A 17,304-nucleotide genomic window follows, 5' to 3' on the forward strand; every position below is an offset into this window, starting at 1 on the left:
GGAGAGGGCAGGGTGAGGCTAGTGCGCCATATCCTGGCTATTAACATGGAAAATGCCCGTTCCACCGGTCATGGTCCAATGGTTAAGATTCTCATCGCTTACAAAACTGGTCCCATCGGTAATACTGCCATCGGCCATTTTTACATGCACTAGCTTATTGGAGTGTATTTGCTTAGAGGTTTCGTCCCAGATCAGTTCATCAGACATGAAAGTATCGCCTTTGACATTGGTACCCACAACATTATCACGCAACTCAATTACCTTTTCAGTTTCGCGCCTCACAGCATATTTAGATGTTATCGTGCTCGATACATTTAAATTATTGTCGTAAAAGATCACTTTTACCCCTTTGGGCATTTCGGTATAAGGTTTTTTTACCTTGTAAGTGATCATTACAGGCGCGGTCATATGTGCCTTTACCTTTGCTGAGTCGCTATAGACCACATCAACGCCGGTATAACGTTCCCCTTGTTGATTTACTTCCTTTGCAGATATTCTCCGCAGATCCTTCAAGTCGTTCTCACAGCCCGTCAATATGGCCATACCAGCAATTATTACCGGCAAAAATATATTGAACAACTGTTTTGCCTTACTCATATATCCGGGTTTAATCAAATTTAAACCGCTGGAACCATTTATCGTTAAGCGTAAATCCTAGATGGAAGTTTACGTAGTTCTCCTTAACCAATTGTTGAGTAAGTGCTCCGCGCTGCCCTATTTCGGCCGAGAAGTTTATTTTGTAAAATGCTGATGACGCACGGTCATGTGGCAATGGTATCCCGAGGCCGAATGTACCTGCGTATTTTTTAATACTAACACCATTTACATTAAGATAAGTTTGCTCATAAATAAATCCTAAACGATAATCTATCAATGCAAAAAAGTTAGATAATGAATTTACGTTGGGAGTTATCTGACCGCCTATATTAAACAATTTACTATCCTGGATGTTTATTGGTGTCACACCACCGATGGTAAGGTCTGACCATTTTCCCATAGTATAATCAGCACCTATCAGGAACCTGTTATCATACTGGTACGAAATACCAAAGCGATTGATCTGAGGTAAGTGCAGCTTTGCATTAGGCGTGTTTGAATTGACTAAGGAATCCGAAGGAACGTTTTCATTGCCGGCTGAATCGTGTGTATACTGGCTCACTATATATGTGCTGTTCACATTAAGCGTTGAACTAGCGGAGCCCGAATAGCCCAGTACCAGGTGTTTTGTATCAGAGAAATCAAAAGAATACTGAACCCCATAGTCATAATTTAAGCCTTTGACATGATTACTCTGTTCAATACGCGAATCCAGCGTGCCATATAGATCAGGAATTTCAGTTGATTGATCTTGTTGCAAATTACCGAAAATATAGGATACGTTAGCGCCTAATAGTAAGTGTTTCCCAATGCCAAACCCATAACCCAAATATAATTTTGATAAACCGCCATCGCCCGAGTAAATATAATTTGTTGTGGTATCAGCAGCCCCTTTACCATTGTCATTACGTACAGAAGACTGTTTGTAACTGTACCCCATTTCGCTGTAAGGCAATAAACCAAAGCTCAATGCAGAGCGTTTAGTTATAGGAAGTGCGAAAGAAATGTGGCTTAATCTTGTATTTGAAGTAACTTCATTGGGTAAACCATTCTGACTAAAGGTGCTTACATTGGTATAAAGGCCTACGTCAATAGTAGTAAAACTGATCTTACCATATGAAGCAGGGTTAAGTTGATTAATATTGTTATACCCGCTGATGGTATTTATAGCAGTAGAAATACCACCCATACCTATATTTTGTGGCAGCAATTGGTCGTTGAGGTCTCCTATACCATAACGTGAATAAGGTGAGCTTGTAGTTGCGGTTGATTGAGACTTAGCTTGCAATACAATAACAGCAAGTAAAAATGTAATAAAGAGCCTGGTATATTTAATCATTATTGTTTTGTATAGCTGCGTTTAATCCTTTAAGAACCAAATAAGGTTCATTTTTAATATAGGGGGCAAAGATGCTATTTTTCAATAGAGTATCAAAAAAAATACTGTCGCCCCCAGTTAGTATAATATTCAGTTCCGGGTGGCTCTTTTGATAGCTTTCAATAAAACCGTTCATCTCGTATTTAATCCCGTTTTGCACACCCGACCGCATGGCAGATGTGGTGTCATTTCCGTAAAAATCATTAAACCGCTCGTCTGCATTTATTAAAGGCAACGCGCCCGTATAGTAATTTAATGCTTTATAACGCATATTTAATCCCGGTGATATACTACCACCAAAATAATTTCCTTCGGCATCTACCCAGTCATAAGTAATAGCGGTACCTGCATCTATCACCAAACTGCCTTTTCCCCGATATAATTGATTAGCCCCTATGACAGCAGCAAGGCGGTCAAGCCCAAGTGTTTGAGGAGTTTTATATTGATTATGCACACCGGCGGTCATTTCAGCATTAAAATACTTCAGATCAACTTTCTTTGCCAATTCGCTCCGCCAGTTTTCCGTTTCCTTTTTTACTGATGAGATGATCGCTTTATTTACCTGGTATTGATCTATTAAATCGAACAAGGTTCCGGCTTCAAGGGCTGAATAATGTGCGGTATGCAATAATTCATCCTGCCTGAAAACTGCAATTTTTGTAAGAGTATTACCAATATCAATAACCAGGTTGGCCATCAGGCTTTAACCAATGATAGTATGGATTCAAAAATAGCCAGTCCATCCTGGTTAGCAAGCAAACTGTCCGCTGCACGCTCAGGGTGCGGCATTATTCCAAACACATTACGGCCTGCATTACATACGCCGGCGATATTCTCAATAGAACCATTCGGATTACTTTCGGCAGTAATATTACCCGATTCGTCAGAATACCTGAACAATACCTGGTCATTATCATTTAATGATTTCAAAAGATCTGCATCAGCAAAATAATTACCCTCACCATGTGCAATAGGTATTTTTAATGCCCTTTGCGGATCGATCTGAGAGGTAAGCATTGAATTGGACGTTTGCGGTAGTATATAAATATTACTGCAATTGAACTTCCTGTTATTGTTATGCAATAACGCACCCGGAAGCATGCCGGCTTCGGTCAATATCTGGAACCCGTTGCATACTCCCCAAACGTATCCGCCTTTGGCCGCAAACTGGATAACTTCCTGCATGATAGGTGAAAAACGTGCTATTGCGCCTGAACGCAAATAATCACCGAAAGAGAAACCACCTGGCAGAACTATAAAATCGCAACCCTGCAAATCGTGGTTTTTATGCCACAGGCGAACAACCTGCTGGCCCATAATTTTTTCTAATACATAGATGATATCCTCATCGCAATTAGAACCCGGAAATATAACTACTCCAAATTTCATGATACAAAACTAATATAACCCCTGAAATTTGAACGAATGTAAAAGTTAAAAAGTGTTAAACTGAAAGTAAATTATGCTGGCAAGCAGCAAAATATATAAGCTTTCGTAAAACCAACGGCCGGTGGCATTCAAAAAGTAGTATGAGAAAAATATCGTCGCAGGCACTGCGCAGAGCAAAAAATGATCGAGATAAAAACCTGTCCGGATATAAAATGAGAAAGCGGCAATTAAAAAAACAAAAAACAGCAGCTGAAACGATTTACGTGTTTGCACATAACTCTTGTAAAAATTTTGCTGCAATGTAAAAAAACACAGCACCAGGATAATAATTACCGGGATAAGCTCCAGGTAATTATAGTAGTTAATATTAACATGAATAGTAAACCTGGTAGTAAGCGGGCGCCATATTTCATAAAACTGCCCTAATTTGTCATTAAGATAATAATATACCGCCAGGAAGAAGAATATGGTAATAAAGCCTATTATACAAGCTACCCACTCGCGCCAGTCAAATGGCCTGAAAATAATCAATGCTATCCATATTACCAGGAATATATATATAAATGGCAAATAGATCATAGTGCCGACAGCTACAATCATCCCCAGATCATAGGAGATCGGTTTGGTTTCGTCACCTTTATAAAGATCAAACATTTTGAACAGCATCCATATCAATAAAAGATTGCATACCATCGTAGGACTAAGCATTAAAAAGGGGGCAAACATACACGAAGTGGTGATATACATTAATGCCGGCAAAAAAGTGGATTTACCCAGTAAATTATGCTTATTCGCCAGGTAATTGATCAATATAGCCTGTAAAAAAATCAATACACTCGCCAGGAATAAATTAAATAAAGGTGAAATAACCGGTTGCCGGGATACAGGTATAAGGAGCCTTGAATAAAGCTCGGCAAAAGGGAATCCGGCTTTATCCGGCATCCTGGAGGCAAATCCTATTCGCATTAGAAACAAAAAAATTGCCAGCCACACTATGTTTACCGGACTAAAGGACCTGAACAGTTTGATCATGAATACAGATTTCGAAAGCAATAATAACAGAAAAACTGGGTAAGCTCAAAAAGAATTGGGCTTTGCATAGCGCTTTATCATATTATCCACGATCTGTGCAGTCTCGTCCGGGAAATTAACTTCAATTCTATTATCATCGGCTATCCATTTATTTAGTTGTTCAGTAAAATCTTCGTCAATAGCATGAATAACAGGCACACCTATTTTGGAGGCTGCAAGTGCATTGCACTGTTGTTCATATTGACCAATCATTGGTATCATCAATACCTTCTTTTTTAAATACAATGCTTCGGCCGGGCCTTCAAATCCTCCACCGGTTAGCAATCCTTCGCAACTTGCCATACTTTTATTAAACGACTCATTATTAACCGGGAAGATTTGAATATTTCCGTCCTGGTAATGCATTTTCTGTCGTTTTGAAAATATATGCCATTGTACACTTCCTGTTTTACGTAAATAACTCACCAGTGTTTTATCATCGTATGCAGGAAGGTAAACGGTATAGTGCCCGTCGTTTACAGGTTCCAGGTTACGGATGTCGCCACGGATAACCGGGGTATGTATAAAATCATCATATTTTTCAAAATGAAACCCGATATGATGGGTGGTAGGCGAATAATATTTAAAAAGCCATTCGGCGTAATTCCACTTTGCAGGACGCGGAGTTTTATGCGATACAAATGAACATTGGTGGCTCAACGAAACAGAAGGTAATTTTTGCAAGCGACAAGCCCAGGCACTAACCGGTTCAAAATCATTAATGATAAGATCATACTGCGCCAAAGGCAGGTGGTGCATATCATGCCACAATTTGCGCAGGTTCATTAGTTTAAAAGTGGCCCATTTATCTACGCCGCCTCTTGTGCCAAATACAAAACTAAAACCATGAAGGCGGTATTTGATAGGTTGCGATAAGGAGACTTCTGCTTCGGTGCCGCTTATCAGCAGGTCAAGCTCGCCGTATTGCTGCAATAGCGAGACAATCTCACGTGCACGGCTGATATGCCCATTACCTGTTCCCTGTATGGCGTAAAGTATTTTCATGATAGATGATTTGGATCAAAATAACCTTGCAACAAACCGGAGCAAGTTACTAAAGATAAAAACCGTTAAGAAATTAATAGAATCGCTTTTGAATAATTTCCCACAGGTTAAAACACCCATTAAAATACCGCGAAAACACGAGTTGTAAAACTTGCTTCATTAAATTAGCTTGCAGTCGTTATAATAATCTAATAATCTAAACCTTACACTATCCTATGAAACACCCCGGGCTAAAACCTTTGGCTCTTTAGCTGATCACGGTATTCCTATTAATTAGCGTCGCCTTGATAATCCATAGCTGTAAAAAGGAAAATAACAGTAATAAGGAACCGGTTGTTAATGACCCAACAGTTAGCGCTGCAAAAACATGGTACCAAAGCACCTATCCGGTATCCGCTGCTCCAGCGGGTAAGCTTACAACACAAAGTGTCGGCTCAAGCTCAACTGCGGTATTTAATTACAGTAAGTTTATTAATCCCGACTGGCAGCACGCAGCAAGTTATACCAGGGAAAAAACAGGCGTGATAGAGCTCCCAATTGATCCGGCTTCCGCTAAGATTGGTTCTGCTTTCAGAAATTTAACCAGCGGCAAAGTGCTTTATAAACAAAAATATAGCCGCAGCTCTTTTTTATTGCTAAAAGACAGCACACAATACCAGGCCTATATCATGACAATTATTGCCGATTCGGCCTATCTCAAAAATGATCTCAGCAAACTTGCGCTTAATACCTACCGCAAACGGGATGCTGACTTTAGCGGGGTGGTGGTGTACTTTACGCCCGCTGGAAAGTTTGTTAGCAGCTATGGCTATAAAAACGGCCAATTGATCCCGGCTCCGTCCGCAGGTAAGCCGGCATCCGGACAGGGCATACAAAGCGTTAATGACCCCCGTTTAAAAACAGATGAGGTAGCTGCCTGTGATGACTGGTACCTGGATACCTATGAAAATGACGAATTGGTATCCTCTGTATATCTTTATACCATATGCAACGGCGACGGAAGCGAAGCCGGTGGCTCATCGCCTCCCCCTGTCCCGGTTCCATGTGCCATGCCTCCGCCTTCCCAATATGCCGACGCGGTACATTTTGTCACGAACGTGGCTGCTCCACCCGGCGACGGAGGAGGTGCTGGTGGTGGCTTTCCACCGCCCGCGCCGGCACCGCAGCCTTGCACTACTACTACAACCGTGATAACCGCCGACACTACACTTATTGCATGCAACGAGATAACATTACTTAATCAAAATACAGACTTCCAAGCAGCAATGAAGGCATTAAAAGCAGATATAAATACCAGTTACGAATCATCTTATAGCATTCAGAATAATAACGGCACAATCAGTTATAATCTAAATAATCTTGGAAAAGATGGAGTAAATTCCGGGAACATTCCTGGACTAATTACAAGTAATTCAATTGGATTTATACATAATCACGATAACGACCCAAATGATTTATCGATATTTTCACCAGGGGATGTGAGAACATTATATGCTAACGTTAAAAATGGAACTATAAAAAATACCAGTACATTTACTTTTGCGGTAGTAACGGCTTCAGGTACAACTTACTCGCTTGTGATTGATGATCCACATAAATTTCAAAGTTGGGGGGATACATATTTTGCAAATAATGGATTATTATTTAATTCGCTTTATAATAATAACGTTAATGCTTCGAATACTGTAGCCCAAAATGAAGCCGGCTTCTTGGCTATTTTAAATGCTTCTGGTTCAGGTTTAACTTTATTAAAGGGAGATGATAGTTCATTTAACGCATGGAAGACCGTTATCAAAGATTCAAACAACAATATAATTTATAAGGATTGTAATTTATAAAGATTGTACACATAGAAAATAAATATTATGAAAATATTAAAAATAGTATTGTTACTTATAATAGGCTTTAGAGGTGTTGTTATGGCTCAGCAAAATAACCAGTCAGGCTTAAAGGAATATGATATCAGTAATCCGGACAAAAAATTTACTGATTATTCGAATACCCATATGACTGATAAAAATGCCGACAAATATATTGGCACTTGGAAGTGGAAAATTGGCACCAATGAATTTACACTAAAGCTAGAAAAAGGTCAAAAGAATATGGGAACTAAGGAAAAGCCATGGTTAATGGATATTCTTAAAGGAGGTTTCCAGAGCATAAAAAATGGTAAAGAATCAATAAATAATTTGAGCGTTGAACCGTTAATAGGTGGCACTGAAGGCAATCCGGATAAGATTATTTTGTATTATTCTGATTCTCAGCAACATAAGCTTTTAATTTTCGAAGCAACGTTGACTGCTAACAATACGTTGCGGTGGACTTTAAGTAAACGACCTCAGGAATGGCAGGCTCCAATTTCAAGCGTCCCGGTTCCTGTTGATATCGAGCTCAATAGAATCCAATGAAAGGGCTTGGATTTTGGTGATAGATGAATAAAATCCACACAACTGGCACAAATGTGAGGGGTTGAGTTAACGGGTAATGGCGACTCGTGATTTAATAAGATTTGCAGGTTGCGAGGGTGAAACAACCTCTTTTTGAATATGAAAAAATATATTATACTGAGCTCAATAATTATAGCATGTACAACATGTTATGCACAATCAAATCAAATCGACTTAAAAAGTGGAAAACCTATTACGGGTACAATAAATATTAATGTCAATGGTACATGGCATTGTCGAGGATGTAACGATTCACTCGAAGTTGTGATAAAAAAAGGCAACAAACATTATCAGAAAAATGGATTAAATGTAAATTTTGATAACTTATATCTTACCATTAATAAACTAATCGTTAACGGTATAAACATTAAGAAAAAATTTGTTGATACAATCGGATTAACGATTTTGGCAAATAATATGAACACATATGAAGGTATTTATCGAGATCCAGTCACCGAGAATTATATAATCATATCCTTAAAACACATTGACGATAAGAATCTCACATTGACAACCCGATTTCCAGAAATGGAACCAAGAAATGATAACAGCAAAGGCACTGTACTTAAAAAAACGTATCAGTTTATTCAATAGCAAATAGGTTTATACATTTACTCACAACTGGCGCAAGTCTGAGGGGTTAGACTAACGTGCAAAGGCGACTAGTGACTTTCTGGTAGTACGTTGCGTCAGATGGGGGGCTACAAACGGTTTATGGTAGCCCCGCAGAATAAACGGAAAGGCTGGTGAAAGTAAATTATTTGTTTTACCATTAATTTATGAATTGGAAGCAGGGTGCTATGTTAATAAAAGCCAGTAAATAACGGCATCTTAAATTCCCTTTTAGGTTTCCTGGATTTTAAAGATAGCAATGGAAATAAAGTAAATCAGCTTGATTGTATATTATTAAGTCCTTTACATATTTTTTCAGCCAATTGAGATCTTAAATTGATTTATTCACCCACAACTGGCGCGAGTCTGAAGAGGTTGGGTTAACGTGTTAAAGACCACACGCGACTTTCTAAGGCAGTACGCAAGTCCTTGTCCGAATTTTTAGTTGACCATGTATGTTTACATCAATAATTATATACATTCATTGAACTAGTGGAAATAAACGAATTAATAAAAATTGTCGATAGTTATTATCCTGAAGGAATCACTTTAAATGATCCCGAATTGCTAAATAATAGTTTATTTATAAAACTGCTCAACGTATGCTTAGAAGCCAATGAAAATAATTATCAATGGATAGAGCTATTAAAGGGGCTTAAAAATAAATTGAGTATCGAAATAACAGAATTTGTTTTATTAACTGACTGTAATCCGTCATTTGTAGCTGTTTTTTTAACTGAGAATTACGAACGACCTAAACCCAAAGATTATGAACCATTCCAATTGATTCTTAAGATAAGTGTTATAGCACCAGTTTATAGCATCTATTTCGATAATTTCGTTTCTGATGGGAATAAACGAATTATAAAAAGCAACCCTACTACCGAAAAAGAAAAGCTGGTTTTTAATGAGGTTCAGGAGAGCGTCATCAAACTTTATCAAAATTATTCACCGTTAGATCTTTCCATGGCTTTCCATATGTTATCGCATTTGGGCGATATAAGTATTTCAAACAAAAGAAAACCATTTTTAGACGAATGTATTTTTGGTTCATATTTGAGTATTCATCCTTATAACTATTTGGAAGATAGAATTGCAAAATAGGGTATAAGCACGACTCAACCTGGCGCTAGTCCAAAGGGGACGGTTAACATGCAAAGGCGACTCGTGACTTTCTAACGGGGGAGAATCTTTTAACAATGATCACTTTATGTATATTGTTGAATTCAATGGCGGCCAGTATGTCAAACATTTGGTTCGACTAATTCCTCCAAGAAAGAACGAACCATCAATAGATTATGAAATCATAAAATAATTGAAAGCCACGCCCATTCACGCCTTTCCAACCTTCCAACAGAAGCTAATAAGCCTCCATCCTGAAACGCTCCAACAAATTGCGTACATCTAATTTAGCGTCCAGATCTTCAGCATCGGTTTTATCTTCTTCGTCAATATCACTTCTGAAATCGGCCGGATCATATTTGAATATAGTCCATTCCTTATTATGGTATTCAAGCGAGGTAAGGCTTTCTACCCAATCCCCCGAATTGAGGTAAAGTACCGAGCCTTGTTGATCTGTGTCGTGTATCTCCCTGATCTCTGCGTGATGGATATGTCCGCAGATTACATATTGATATCCTTTTTCAACTGCCAGGTCGGCAGCGGTCTGTTCAAACTGGTTTATAAATTTTACGGCGTCTTTGAATTTTGCCTTTATTTTTTGCGAAAAACTCATTTTTTCGCGACCGAATGCTGTCAAAAGCCAGTTGGTAAAGCTGTTCAACAATATCAATGTATCATAGCCCACCGCACCCAGTTTAGCCAGCCATTTGGAATGCTGCATGGTCACATCAAATACATCACCATGAAATATCCATGCCTTTTTGCCGTCAATATTTAAAACGACCTTATTCTTTAGCATAAATGATCCGAGGTTGAAATCGGCAAATTTGCGCAGCATTTCATCGTGGTTTCCCGTCAAATAGTAAACGGGTACGCCATCTGTCACGAACTTTAAGATGCGACGCACCACTTTCATGTGCGCTTCGGGCCAATACGATTTACTGAACTGCCATATATCTATGATGTCGCCGTTCAGTATCAGCATTTTAGGCTTAATACTTTTTAAGTATTTAAGCAGTTCTTTGGCATGGCAGCCATAAGTGCCTAAATGCACATCGGATATTACTACAATATCTACTTCGCGTTTTGCCATGAAATTTGGGGGGATAATTTGCCATCCGGTAATTTATACCGGTAAATGCAGTTAAGGAGCCGTTTTTTATAACGACTATTCGTCGTCATCGTCTTCATTTACTCTTAGTTCATAAGGGCTGACATAGAACATCGCTACCAATAATAGCAGTCCTACAACAATCAGATACGCATACTCAAAATTCATACAGAGTTATTTAACAAATGTCAGTAATTCAGATTATCTGAATATTAAGACTCTGTTAAATGTAAAAGGTTTCATCGGGACTGCAACTTTTTTTCAACGCGATCAAGCTGTTTTAGATGATGTTTGGAATGAATTAGGATAAACTTGAGCCATTGTTCAGCATTGAGCATGCCAAAGCGCTGATGCTTTACCCGGCGATGTGGCGATGCATCACGAATAAGCGGTGTCACTTCATTAATTTTCTTTCTGCATTTGATCAGCATATTGCGGGTTTCTTCCTTGCTCATATTCTTAACAGGGATTTTGGCAGCAATCGCTGGGGGAACTTTTACCTTTAAAGGCGGTAGTCTACCAAACGATAAAACCAATAGTCCCAATAATGAAAGGCCTTTTGAGGTAGGTACACAACTATTTAGCGTACATTTTTCAATAGCAATCCCCGATCCGATGTTAGATTGTAAAATATGAGAATACACTTCGGCGTATGACCATCCCCCATCCGGCGGTGTAACATTAAACAGATCATCCGGAATAGTATCCAGCCGGCTCCGGTAAGTATCCAGTGCAGCTTCAATCTTCTTACGTGTTGATCCGATCTTCATTGATACCCAAATATCGGATTTCGGATATCCAATTTCGAATTTAGAAGTTTAAAAATTATTCACCTTCAATTAATTCAATACCCGCCTGTTTTAGTATCCCATGTAAGGTACCTTTCTTTAGATCCTTCCCATGCATTGGCACTACAGTTCTTTTACCATTTGTCCTATTGATAAAAATTTGGTGACTACCTTTCGTACGGACATGTTCAAACCCATGTGCTATCAGGATAGCAACTATTTCTTTTGGAGTATAGGACTTCATGCCCTTTTAAGATGCGAATGTTAATGAGTACTCAAGGCTTCGGCTATCATCGGGAACAGGTTCACCATCTTCTTCTAAGCTTTCAACATATAAGCTTATAGCTTCTTTTGCCATTTCGATAGCCTCCTCAATAGTTTCACCTTGTGTAAAGCATCCAGGTAATGCAGGTACAGAAACACTAAATCCCCCCTCATCTTCTGGAGTAAGTAATATACGATAGGTACGCTGTTTCATATTACAAATTTACAAAATATTCCTATTCAAATTACAGCCTGTGTCATTACAACATTGAAGTCAGCTCTTTTAAATGCTTGATCTGCACCGGCACATCATCCGGCTTATCCAATCCCGCCGGATTAAAATAAATAGCATCCATACCAAAATCTAAGGCCCCGCGTACATCAGCTTCCAGGCTATCCCCTATCATCAGGCTTTCACTTTTTGTTGTTCCTGCCAAATTAAGGGCATGCTCAAAAATTGCTTTATCCGGTTTGTTTACACCGATCTCTTCAGAAATAATTACATGCTGAAAATAGCCGCCGATGTTTGTTCTGCTGATCTTTACTGCCTGTGACTCGCGAAACCCATTCGAAATTAAATGAAGCGTATATTTTGATTGCAGGTATTGCAGTGTTTCGTGCGCACCGGGAAAAAGATTTGTTTTAGTTGGACACAACATTACATAGTCATCCTCAAAACCGACAGGAATTATTTCGTGATCCAAACCCAGATCAAGAAAAGTCTTTTTAAAACGCGCTTCGCGTAATTCAGCCTTTGTGATGTTACCCACATGGTATTCCGCCCAAAGCCGGTGATTATTGCGGGTATAAGTTTCGATGAACAGATCGGCAGAATGGAGGCCCAAGTCTTTCAATCCATAAATGCCATACAACTCGTGCAAGGTCTCCTCGGCATTCTTATCAAAATCCCAGATGGTATGGTCAAGGTCGAAGAAAATATGTTTGTAATTTTTGATTTCGGATTTCGGATGTTCGATTTCGGAATTAGCCATAATTGATATACTACAATAAGTGCGACAAATTTAATCTAATTGCTTTTACCAGGCATAGAGATCAATGTCAAACTCTATATTAAGCAATCCCGCAATTTCGTTGTATCGCTTTTCTAAATGTACCCAAGGCGTACTTTCGTCGTTATCCTTGTAAGTAAAAATGGCACAGGCAAATTCTATATAGTATTTTGAAGATAACAGTTTAAATGCATCCATTTTTTCTTCGATAATATCTAATATCCTATTCATTTGCTGTTCAAACGATGCGAACTCGTTAAGTCCACTATCCATTGCCCAAAGGTTATTAGTCCAAACCGGAGAACCGGAGTTTTTAGGACTTTTTTTTCTCTCCTTTTATATGGGTATGTACTGGCTCGATGCCTAATAATTTTGCAATATCATTATGACTAATGTCTTCAAAATCGCAGATGAGCAGGCGTAGGTCAACCTTATTTTTCTTCATTAAACAAAGATAAATCCGAAATCGAACATCCGAAATCCGAAATCAATCAAACCTTTTCCCCGAATGATAAATCCCCGGCATCACCCAATCCCGGAACAATATAAGCTTTCGATGTCATTTCCTCATCTATCGCCCCCAACCAAATGTGTGCTTTAGGCAGATTTGCTTTCACATGCTCCACTCCTTCGGTACTGGCTATTACGGCAGCAATGTGCAGCTCTTTGATGTTATATTGAGCTATCAGTTCTTTACATACCAATACCATACTTTGCCCGGTGGCCAGCATGGTGTCACAAATAATCACGGTCTTCCCTTCCAGGTCGGGCGATGAGATGTGATCGATATTAATGATAAAAGCGCCAGTCTTCTTTACTTTACGATAAGCAGTAATAAATGCTGAAGGCGATTTATCAAAAAAATTCATGAACCCCTGGTGAAAAGGCAATCCAGCCCGTAAAATAGTGCCGAGCACCGGATATTCTTCGGGAACATCGAGGGTTGCGGTACCTAATGGCGTCTGTACCTCTACAGTGGTATATTTTAGTTTCTTGCTGATCTCATAAGCTAATATCTCACCCAATCTTTCCTGGTTTTTCCTGAAACGCAATCTATCCTGCTGAGTAGTTGCGTCACGCAGTTCGGCCAAAAATTGGTTGCCTATAGTGTTGGTTTCGTTGAGTACAAAAAGCATAGGTTAGTGATTAGAGATTAGTTTGCCTGGTTATAACATCTGGATGTGTCATTAAATTTATCAATCTTTATTTGTTACTACAATAAATTAAATGCCCCTCATGTTTTAATTCATTTAAATTTCGATTGTTTAGTATCGGCATTACAATTGGCTGGTGTCGTGTCAATTAAGAACTGACATTTAGGCCGGAGTATAAAGTATTGATTTCTAAGTAGAAATGAGTAAGATTTGACTTATGACTTACGACTAAAGACTGTTGACTTTACACTAATTGCCTTTTTAAAAACCCTGCTGACATAGTGCTGTCACTCGTGCTTTTTAGTTTTGGTAATCAAACTAAGAAAAACATGAAGATCCTTAAAAAGCTGACAGTAAATAACTCACTTATAGCTCGGTTGTTGCCTCTTTACACGCAAACCTTTTACACTATTATTCGTATTTTTGTAACGATCTATGGATTTTAATTTAACCTCTCAATACCTGCCAACCGGAGACCAGCCAGAAGCCATAAAGCAACTGGTAGAAGGTGTAAATAATAATGATCCGTTTCAAACCCTGCTAGGTGTTACCGGGTCGGGCAAAACTTTTACTATTGCTAACGTAATTGCACAAACGCAAAAGCCTACGCTGATACTCAGTCATAATAAAACACTGGCTGCACAGCTATACGGCGAGTTCAAACAGTTTTTTCCCGAAAATGCGGTTAACTATTTTGTATCCTATTACGATTACTATCAGCCCGAGGCATTTATACCTACTACCAACACCTATATAGAAAAAGACCTGCAGATAAACGAAGAAATAGAAAAGCTTCGCCTTCGCACAACTTCTAATTTGATGTCGGGCCGAAGGGATGTAATTGTGGTATCGTCAATCTCATGCATCTATGGTATGGGTAACCCGGATGACTTTAAAGATTCTGTTTTCAAATTCGCTGCGGGTACACGCATCAGCCGCAATGCTTTTTTGCACCGACTGGTTGAAATTTTATATGCCCGTACAACTGCCGATTTTAAACGCGGTACTTTCAGGGTAAAGGGCGATGTAGTGGATATTTTCCCGGCTTACCTGGATTATGCCTACCGTATTTCATTCTTTGGGGATGATATTGAAGAATTAAGCACATTCGATCCCGGAACCGGTAAAACCATCGAAAAGATGACCCACATGGTGGTATTCCCGGCCAATTTATATGTAGCCCCCCGCGAGCGTTTTACTCAATCTATATGGGCCATACAGGAAGAACTGGAAGTACGCAAAAAGCAATTTATTGATGATAAACGTTTCCTTGAAGCCAAACGACTGGAAGAAAGGGTAAACTACGACCTCGAAATGATACGTGAACTGGGTTATTGCTCAGGCATTGAGAATTATTCCCGGTTCTTTGACGGCCGCAAACCTGGAGCGCGCCCATTCTGCTTGCTGGATTATTTTCCAGATGATTACCTGATGGTGATCGATGAAAGCCATGCTACTGTGCCCCAGATCAGGGCAATGTATGGCGGCGACCGTTCGCGCAAAATATCACTGGTCGAATATGGGTTCCGCTTGCCGGCTGCTTTGGATAACCGCCCGCTCAATTTCCAGGAGTTTGAACGCCTTGCGCCTCAAACTATTTATGTGAGTGCTACCCCCGGCGACTTTGAACTGGAAAAATCAGGTGGTGTGGTGGTTGAACAGGTAATTCGGCCAACCGGTTTGCTCGATCCTGTAATTGATGTTCGCCCGGTAATTAACCAGGTAGATGATCTGCTGGATGAGGTAGATAAAACTATAAAAATGGGCGACCGCGTTTTAGTGACCACCCTTACTAAACGCATGGCCGAAGAACTGGCCAAATATATGGATCGATTGGGTATCAAATGCCGTTATATCCACTCCGAAGTAAAAACCCTGCAAAGGGTAGAAATATTAAGAGGTTTACGTTTAGGTGAGTTTGACGTACTGATCGGAATTAACTTATTACGCGAAGGATTGGACCTGCCGGAAGTATCATTAGTAGCTATTTTGGATGCGGATAAAGAAGGTTTTTTACGTTCTGAACGCTCACTAATACAGACTATCGGCCGCGCTGCGCGTAATGATCGTGGCCGGGTAATTATGTATGCCGATAAAATTACCGACTCAATGCAGGTGACTATGGACGAAACCAACCGTCGCAGGGAAAAGCAAATCAGTTATAATGCGGAACATGGTATCACCCCTAAAACGGTTGGTAAATCAAGGGAATCTATTATGGAACAAACATCTGTAATGGATTTTGTAGGCGGTGTACAAAAAGCTTACGTCGAGGCCGATTCCATTTCGCTGGCTGCTGATCCAATCGTTCAGTACATGACCAAACCCGACCTGAAAAAGGCAATAGAAAACACCAAAAAAGAAATGGTTGCCGCAGCCAAGGATATGGACTTTTTAATGGCCGCCAAACTCCGCGACGAAATGTTTGCCCTTGAAAAGATGATGGAAGAACGGTTTTGATGTGCAAATTTCAGATGTGCAAATGTGCGGATTTTAAATGTGCAGATGAGTTTAATGTAAATCTAACGTCATTTGCACATCTTCACATTTTCATATCTGCACATCCAAAATTTGCACATTCGCACATCTGCACATTCTCTCATTTGCACATCTGCCCATTCTCTCATTTGCATATCTGCACATTCGCACATCTGCACATCCAAAATTTGCATATCTGCACATCTGAAATCATATGCAAACATTTTTAACGTTATAACCTTATATTTGTAAACTCAAATTTAATTCAGATGTATTTCATTCGTTTCCTGCTCATAGCCATACTTGTTCTATATATCATACGCAATCTTGTCCGTATCTTATTGCCCATGCTGTTTCAAAGTCTGGTTAATAAAGCACAACAACAAGGTCAGCAGCAACAACAATATCGCAATCCAAAGCAACCTGACGGAAAGGTTAAGGTCGATTATATCCCCAATAATAAAAGCCAGGTTCCCGATTCAGAAGGCGACTTTGTAGATTATGAAGAGATAAAATAAATGAGGGATCAACCGAATCAGGTATTCAAGCGTCGTCACTATGGCACACCAGAGTCATTCACGCTGATCACAACTAATTATATTGTTGTAGCAGTAGCCCTTGCCATTTTCGCTTCACATCATAAAATACACTGGTTTTTTTGGGTGGTTTTTGGATTATTGGCTGTATACAATGTTTTTAGCCTGCGCAAAAACTGGTCAGAATACGATAAAGCAGGGATCATTGCCTATATCATCGGAGTGGCCGGACTACCTTTATTATTCCTGATGTTCTGACGACATCAGTCTGAACTGTAATTTTTTGGACAATTAAATATAATTCCTTTTCTCAGTCAAATTTCTATTTTTGGGGAATTATAT

Annotated in this window: 19 protein-coding genes and 1 pseudogene; 7 read left to right on the top strand and 13 right to left on the bottom strand. The window is 39.4% G+C overall.

All coding sequences use genetic code 11. The annotated features are described in order from the left end of the window. Window positions 1–18: 18 nt before the first annotated feature. Genes lptC through ACPPVU_RS23490 form a run of 6 tightly spaced genes read right to left on the bottom strand, consistent with a single transcriptional unit; the run spans window position 19 to window position 5,440 of the window. Window positions 19–597 (bottom strand): LPS export ABC transporter periplasmic protein LptC, encoded by a 579-nt coding sequence (gene lptC, locus ACPPVU_RS23465; protein WP_426669169.1) that lies wholly within the window; start codon window positions 595–597, stop codon window positions 19–21. Between the two features lie 10 nt (window positions 598–607). After that, window positions 608–1,936 (bottom strand): hypothetical protein, encoded by a 1,329-nt coding sequence (locus tag ACPPVU_RS23470; RefSeq protein ID WP_426669170.1) that lies wholly within the window; start codon window positions 1,934–1,936, stop codon window positions 608–610. Beyond that, window positions 1,929–2,672: a type III pantothenate kinase gene (locus ACPPVU_RS23475; RefSeq protein WP_426669171.1), complete on the bottom strand. Its 744-nt coding sequence runs from the start codon at window positions 2,670–2,672 to the stop codon at window positions 1,929–1,931. The genes ACPPVU_RS23470 and ACPPVU_RS23475 overlap by 8 nt, the downstream gene beginning before the upstream one ends. Further along, window positions 2,672–3,364: a phosphoribosylformylglycinamidine synthase subunit PurQ gene (gene purQ / locus ACPPVU_RS23480; RefSeq protein WP_426669172.1), complete on the bottom strand. Its 693-nt coding sequence runs from the start codon at window positions 3,362–3,364 to the stop codon at window positions 2,672–2,674. The genes ACPPVU_RS23475 and purQ overlap by 1 nt, the downstream gene beginning before the upstream one ends. A gap of 45 nt (window positions 3,365–3,409) precedes the next feature. Further along, complete coding sequence (locus tag ACPPVU_RS23485; RefSeq protein WP_426669173.1) at window positions 3,410–4,396, bottom strand: DUF6427 family protein; 987 nt, start codon at window positions 4,394–4,396, stop codon at window positions 3,410–3,412. A 45-nt stretch (window positions 4,397–4,441) separates the two neighbouring features. Then, window positions 4,442–5,440 (bottom strand): glycosyltransferase family protein, encoded by a 999-nt coding sequence (locus tag ACPPVU_RS23490; RefSeq protein WP_426669174.1) that lies wholly within the window; start codon window positions 5,438–5,440, stop codon window positions 4,442–4,444. A 284-nt stretch (window positions 5,441–5,724) separates the two neighbouring features. On the opposite strand from ACPPVU_RS23490, the gene ACPPVU_RS23495 reads away from it, so the two are divergent. The 4 genes from ACPPVU_RS23495 to ACPPVU_RS23510 all read left to right on the top strand — a co-directional run bounded on the left by ACPPVU_RS23495 (window position 5,725) and on the right by ACPPVU_RS23510 (window position 9,603). Further along, entirely contained in the window at window positions 5,725–7,278 is a 1,554-nt protein-coding gene (locus ACPPVU_RS23495; RefSeq protein ID WP_426669175.1) for a hypothetical protein, read from the top strand. Between the two features lie 27 nt (window positions 7,279–7,305). Then, window positions 7,306–7,848, top strand: coding sequence for a DUF6705 family protein (locus tag ACPPVU_RS23500; RefSeq protein WP_426669176.1), 543 nt, complete (start codon window positions 7,306–7,308; stop codon window positions 7,846–7,848). Window positions 7,849–7,986: 138 nt separating this feature from the next. Continuing rightward, window positions 7,987–8,481, top strand: a complete 495-nt coding sequence (locus ACPPVU_RS23505; RefSeq protein WP_426669177.1) for a DUF6705 family protein — start codon at window positions 7,987–7,989, stop codon at window positions 8,479–8,481. A 510-nt stretch (window positions 8,482–8,991) separates the two neighbouring features. Beyond that, window positions 8,992–9,603, top strand: coding sequence for a hypothetical protein (locus ACPPVU_RS23510; RefSeq protein ID WP_426669178.1), 612 nt, complete (start codon window positions 8,992–8,994; stop codon window positions 9,601–9,603). A gap of 256 nt (window positions 9,604–9,859) precedes the next feature. Here the strand turns inward: ACPPVU_RS23510 and ACPPVU_RS23515 are convergent, their stop codons facing one another. The 7 genes and pseudogenes from ACPPVU_RS23515 to upp all read right to left on the bottom strand — a co-directional run bounded on the left by ACPPVU_RS23515 (window position 9,860) and on the right by upp (window position 13,930). Continuing rightward, window positions 9,860–10,714 carry a UDP-2,3-diacylglucosamine diphosphatase gene (locus ACPPVU_RS23515; protein WP_426669179.1) on the bottom strand — a complete coding sequence of 285 codons (855 nt, stop codon included), beginning with the start codon at window positions 10,712–10,714 and terminating at the stop codon, window positions 9,860–9,862. Between the two features lie 257 nt (window positions 10,715–10,971). After that, a complete protein-coding gene (locus ACPPVU_RS23520; RefSeq protein ID WP_426669180.1) occupies window positions 10,972–11,502 on the bottom strand; it encodes a DinB family protein in 531 nt (176 codons plus the stop codon). Window positions 11,503–11,557: 55 nt separating this feature from the next. Continuing rightward, window positions 11,558–11,764, bottom strand: a complete 207-nt coding sequence (locus ACPPVU_RS23525; protein ID WP_426669181.1) for a type II toxin-antitoxin system HicA family toxin — start codon at window positions 11,762–11,764, stop codon at window positions 11,558–11,560. A gap of 6 nt (window positions 11,765–11,770) precedes the next feature. Beyond that, complete coding sequence (locus ACPPVU_RS23530) at window positions 11,771–11,998, bottom strand: type II toxin-antitoxin system HicB family antitoxin (protein WP_426669182.1); 228 nt, start codon at window positions 11,996–11,998, stop codon at window positions 11,771–11,773. 46 nt (window positions 11,999–12,044) lie between these two features. Continuing rightward, the gene (locus ACPPVU_RS23535; RefSeq protein WP_426669183.1) at window positions 12,045–12,776 is read right to left on the bottom strand and encodes a YjjG family noncanonical pyrimidine nucleotidase; all 732 of its coding nucleotides are present in this window, start codon (window positions 12,774–12,776) and stop codon (window positions 12,045–12,047) included. A 45-nt stretch (window positions 12,777–12,821) separates the two neighbouring features. Beyond that, window positions 12,822–13,091, bottom strand: a pseudogene (locus ACPPVU_RS23540) (DUF4279 domain-containing protein); the annotation flags it as partial. 194 nt (window positions 13,092–13,285) lie between these two features. After that, on the bottom strand, window positions 13,286–13,930 hold the full coding sequence (gene upp, locus ACPPVU_RS23545; RefSeq protein ID WP_426669184.1) for a uracil phosphoribosyltransferase: 645 nt from the start codon (window positions 13,928–13,930) through the stop codon (window positions 13,286–13,288). A 453-nt stretch (window positions 13,931–14,383) separates the two neighbouring features. On the opposite strand from upp, the gene uvrB reads away from it, so the two are divergent. The 3 genes from uvrB to ACPPVU_RS23560 all read left to right on the top strand — a co-directional run bounded on the left by uvrB (window position 14,384) and on the right by ACPPVU_RS23560 (window position 17,220). Next, complete coding sequence (uvrB, locus tag ACPPVU_RS23550) at window positions 14,384–16,408, top strand: excinuclease ABC subunit UvrB (RefSeq protein ID WP_426669185.1); 2,025 nt, start codon at window positions 14,384–14,386, stop codon at window positions 16,406–16,408. A 287-nt stretch (window positions 16,409–16,695) separates the two neighbouring features. Continuing rightward, window positions 16,696–16,944 (top strand): DUF4834 family protein, encoded by a 249-nt coding sequence (locus tag ACPPVU_RS23555; RefSeq protein ID WP_426669186.1) that lies wholly within the window; start codon window positions 16,696–16,698, stop codon window positions 16,942–16,944. After that, window positions 16,945–17,220, top strand: a complete 276-nt coding sequence (locus ACPPVU_RS23560) for a hypothetical protein (protein ID WP_426669187.1) — start codon at window positions 16,945–16,947, stop codon at window positions 17,218–17,220. It begins immediately after the preceding gene. The last annotated feature ends 84 nt before the right edge of the window (window positions 17,221–17,304 follow it).

Source organism: Mucilaginibacter sp. McL0603, assembly GCF_049992945.1.
GTDB lineage: Bacteria > Bacteroidota > Bacteroidia > Sphingobacteriales > Sphingobacteriaceae > Mucilaginibacter.

Bases quoted from the DNA above. Each gene is read 5' to 3' on its own strand.
- lptC (WP_426669169.1), bottom strand. From the start codon at position 597: ATGAGTAAGGCAAAACAGTTGTTCAATATATTTTTGCCGGTAATAATT.
- ACPPVU_RS23470 (WP_426669170.1), bottom strand. From the start codon at position 1,936: ATGATTAAATATACCAGGCTCTTTATTACATTTTTACTTGCTGTTATT.
- ACPPVU_RS23475 (WP_426669171.1), bottom strand. From the start codon at position 2,672: ATGGCCAACCTGGTTATTGATATTGGTAATACTCTTACAAAAATTGCA.
- purQ (WP_426669172.1), bottom strand. From the start codon at position 3,364: ATGAAATTTGGAGTAGTTATATTTCCGGGTTCTAATTGCGATGAGGAT.
- ACPPVU_RS23485 (WP_426669173.1), bottom strand. From the start codon at position 4,396: ATGATCAAACTGTTCAGGTCCTTTAGTCCGGTAAACATAGTGTGGCTG.
- ACPPVU_RS23490 (WP_426669174.1), bottom strand. From the start codon at position 5,440: ATGAAAATACTTTACGCCATACAGGGAACAGGTAATGGGCATATCAGC.
- ACPPVU_RS23500 (WP_426669176.1), top strand. From the start codon at position 7,306: ATGAAAATATTAAAAATAGTATTGTTACTTATAATAGGCTTTAGAGGT.
- ACPPVU_RS23505 (WP_426669177.1), top strand. From the start codon at position 7,987: ATGAAAAAATATATTATACTGAGCTCAATAATTATAGCATGTACAACA.
- ACPPVU_RS23515 (WP_426669179.1), bottom strand. From the start codon at position 10,714: ATGGCAAAACGCGAAGTAGATATTGTAGTAATATCCGATGTGCATTTA.
- ACPPVU_RS23520 (WP_426669180.1), bottom strand. From the start codon at position 11,502: ATGAAGATCGGATCAACACGTAAGAAGATTGAAGCTGCACTGGATACT.
- ACPPVU_RS23525 (WP_426669181.1), bottom strand. From the start codon at position 11,764: ATGAAGTCCTATACTCCAAAAGAAATAGTTGCTATCCTGATAGCACAT.
- ACPPVU_RS23530 (WP_426669182.1), bottom strand. From the start codon at position 11,998: ATGAAACAGCGTACCTATCGTATATTACTTACTCCAGAAGATGAGGGG.
- ACPPVU_RS23535 (WP_426669183.1), bottom strand. From the start codon at position 12,776: ATGGCTAATTCCGAAATCGAACATCCGAAATCCGAAATCAAAAATTAC.
- upp (WP_426669184.1), bottom strand. From the start codon at position 13,930: ATGCTTTTTGTACTCAACGAAACCAACACTATAGGCAACCAATTTTTG.
- uvrB (WP_426669185.1), top strand. From the start codon at position 14,384: ATGGATTTTAATTTAACCTCTCAATACCTGCCAACCGGAGACCAGCCA.
- ACPPVU_RS23555 (WP_426669186.1), top strand. From the start codon at position 16,696: ATGTATTTCATTCGTTTCCTGCTCATAGCCATACTTGTTCTATATATC.
- ACPPVU_RS23560 (WP_426669187.1), top strand. From the start codon at position 16,945: ATGAGGGATCAACCGAATCAGGTATTCAAGCGTCGTCACTATGGCACA.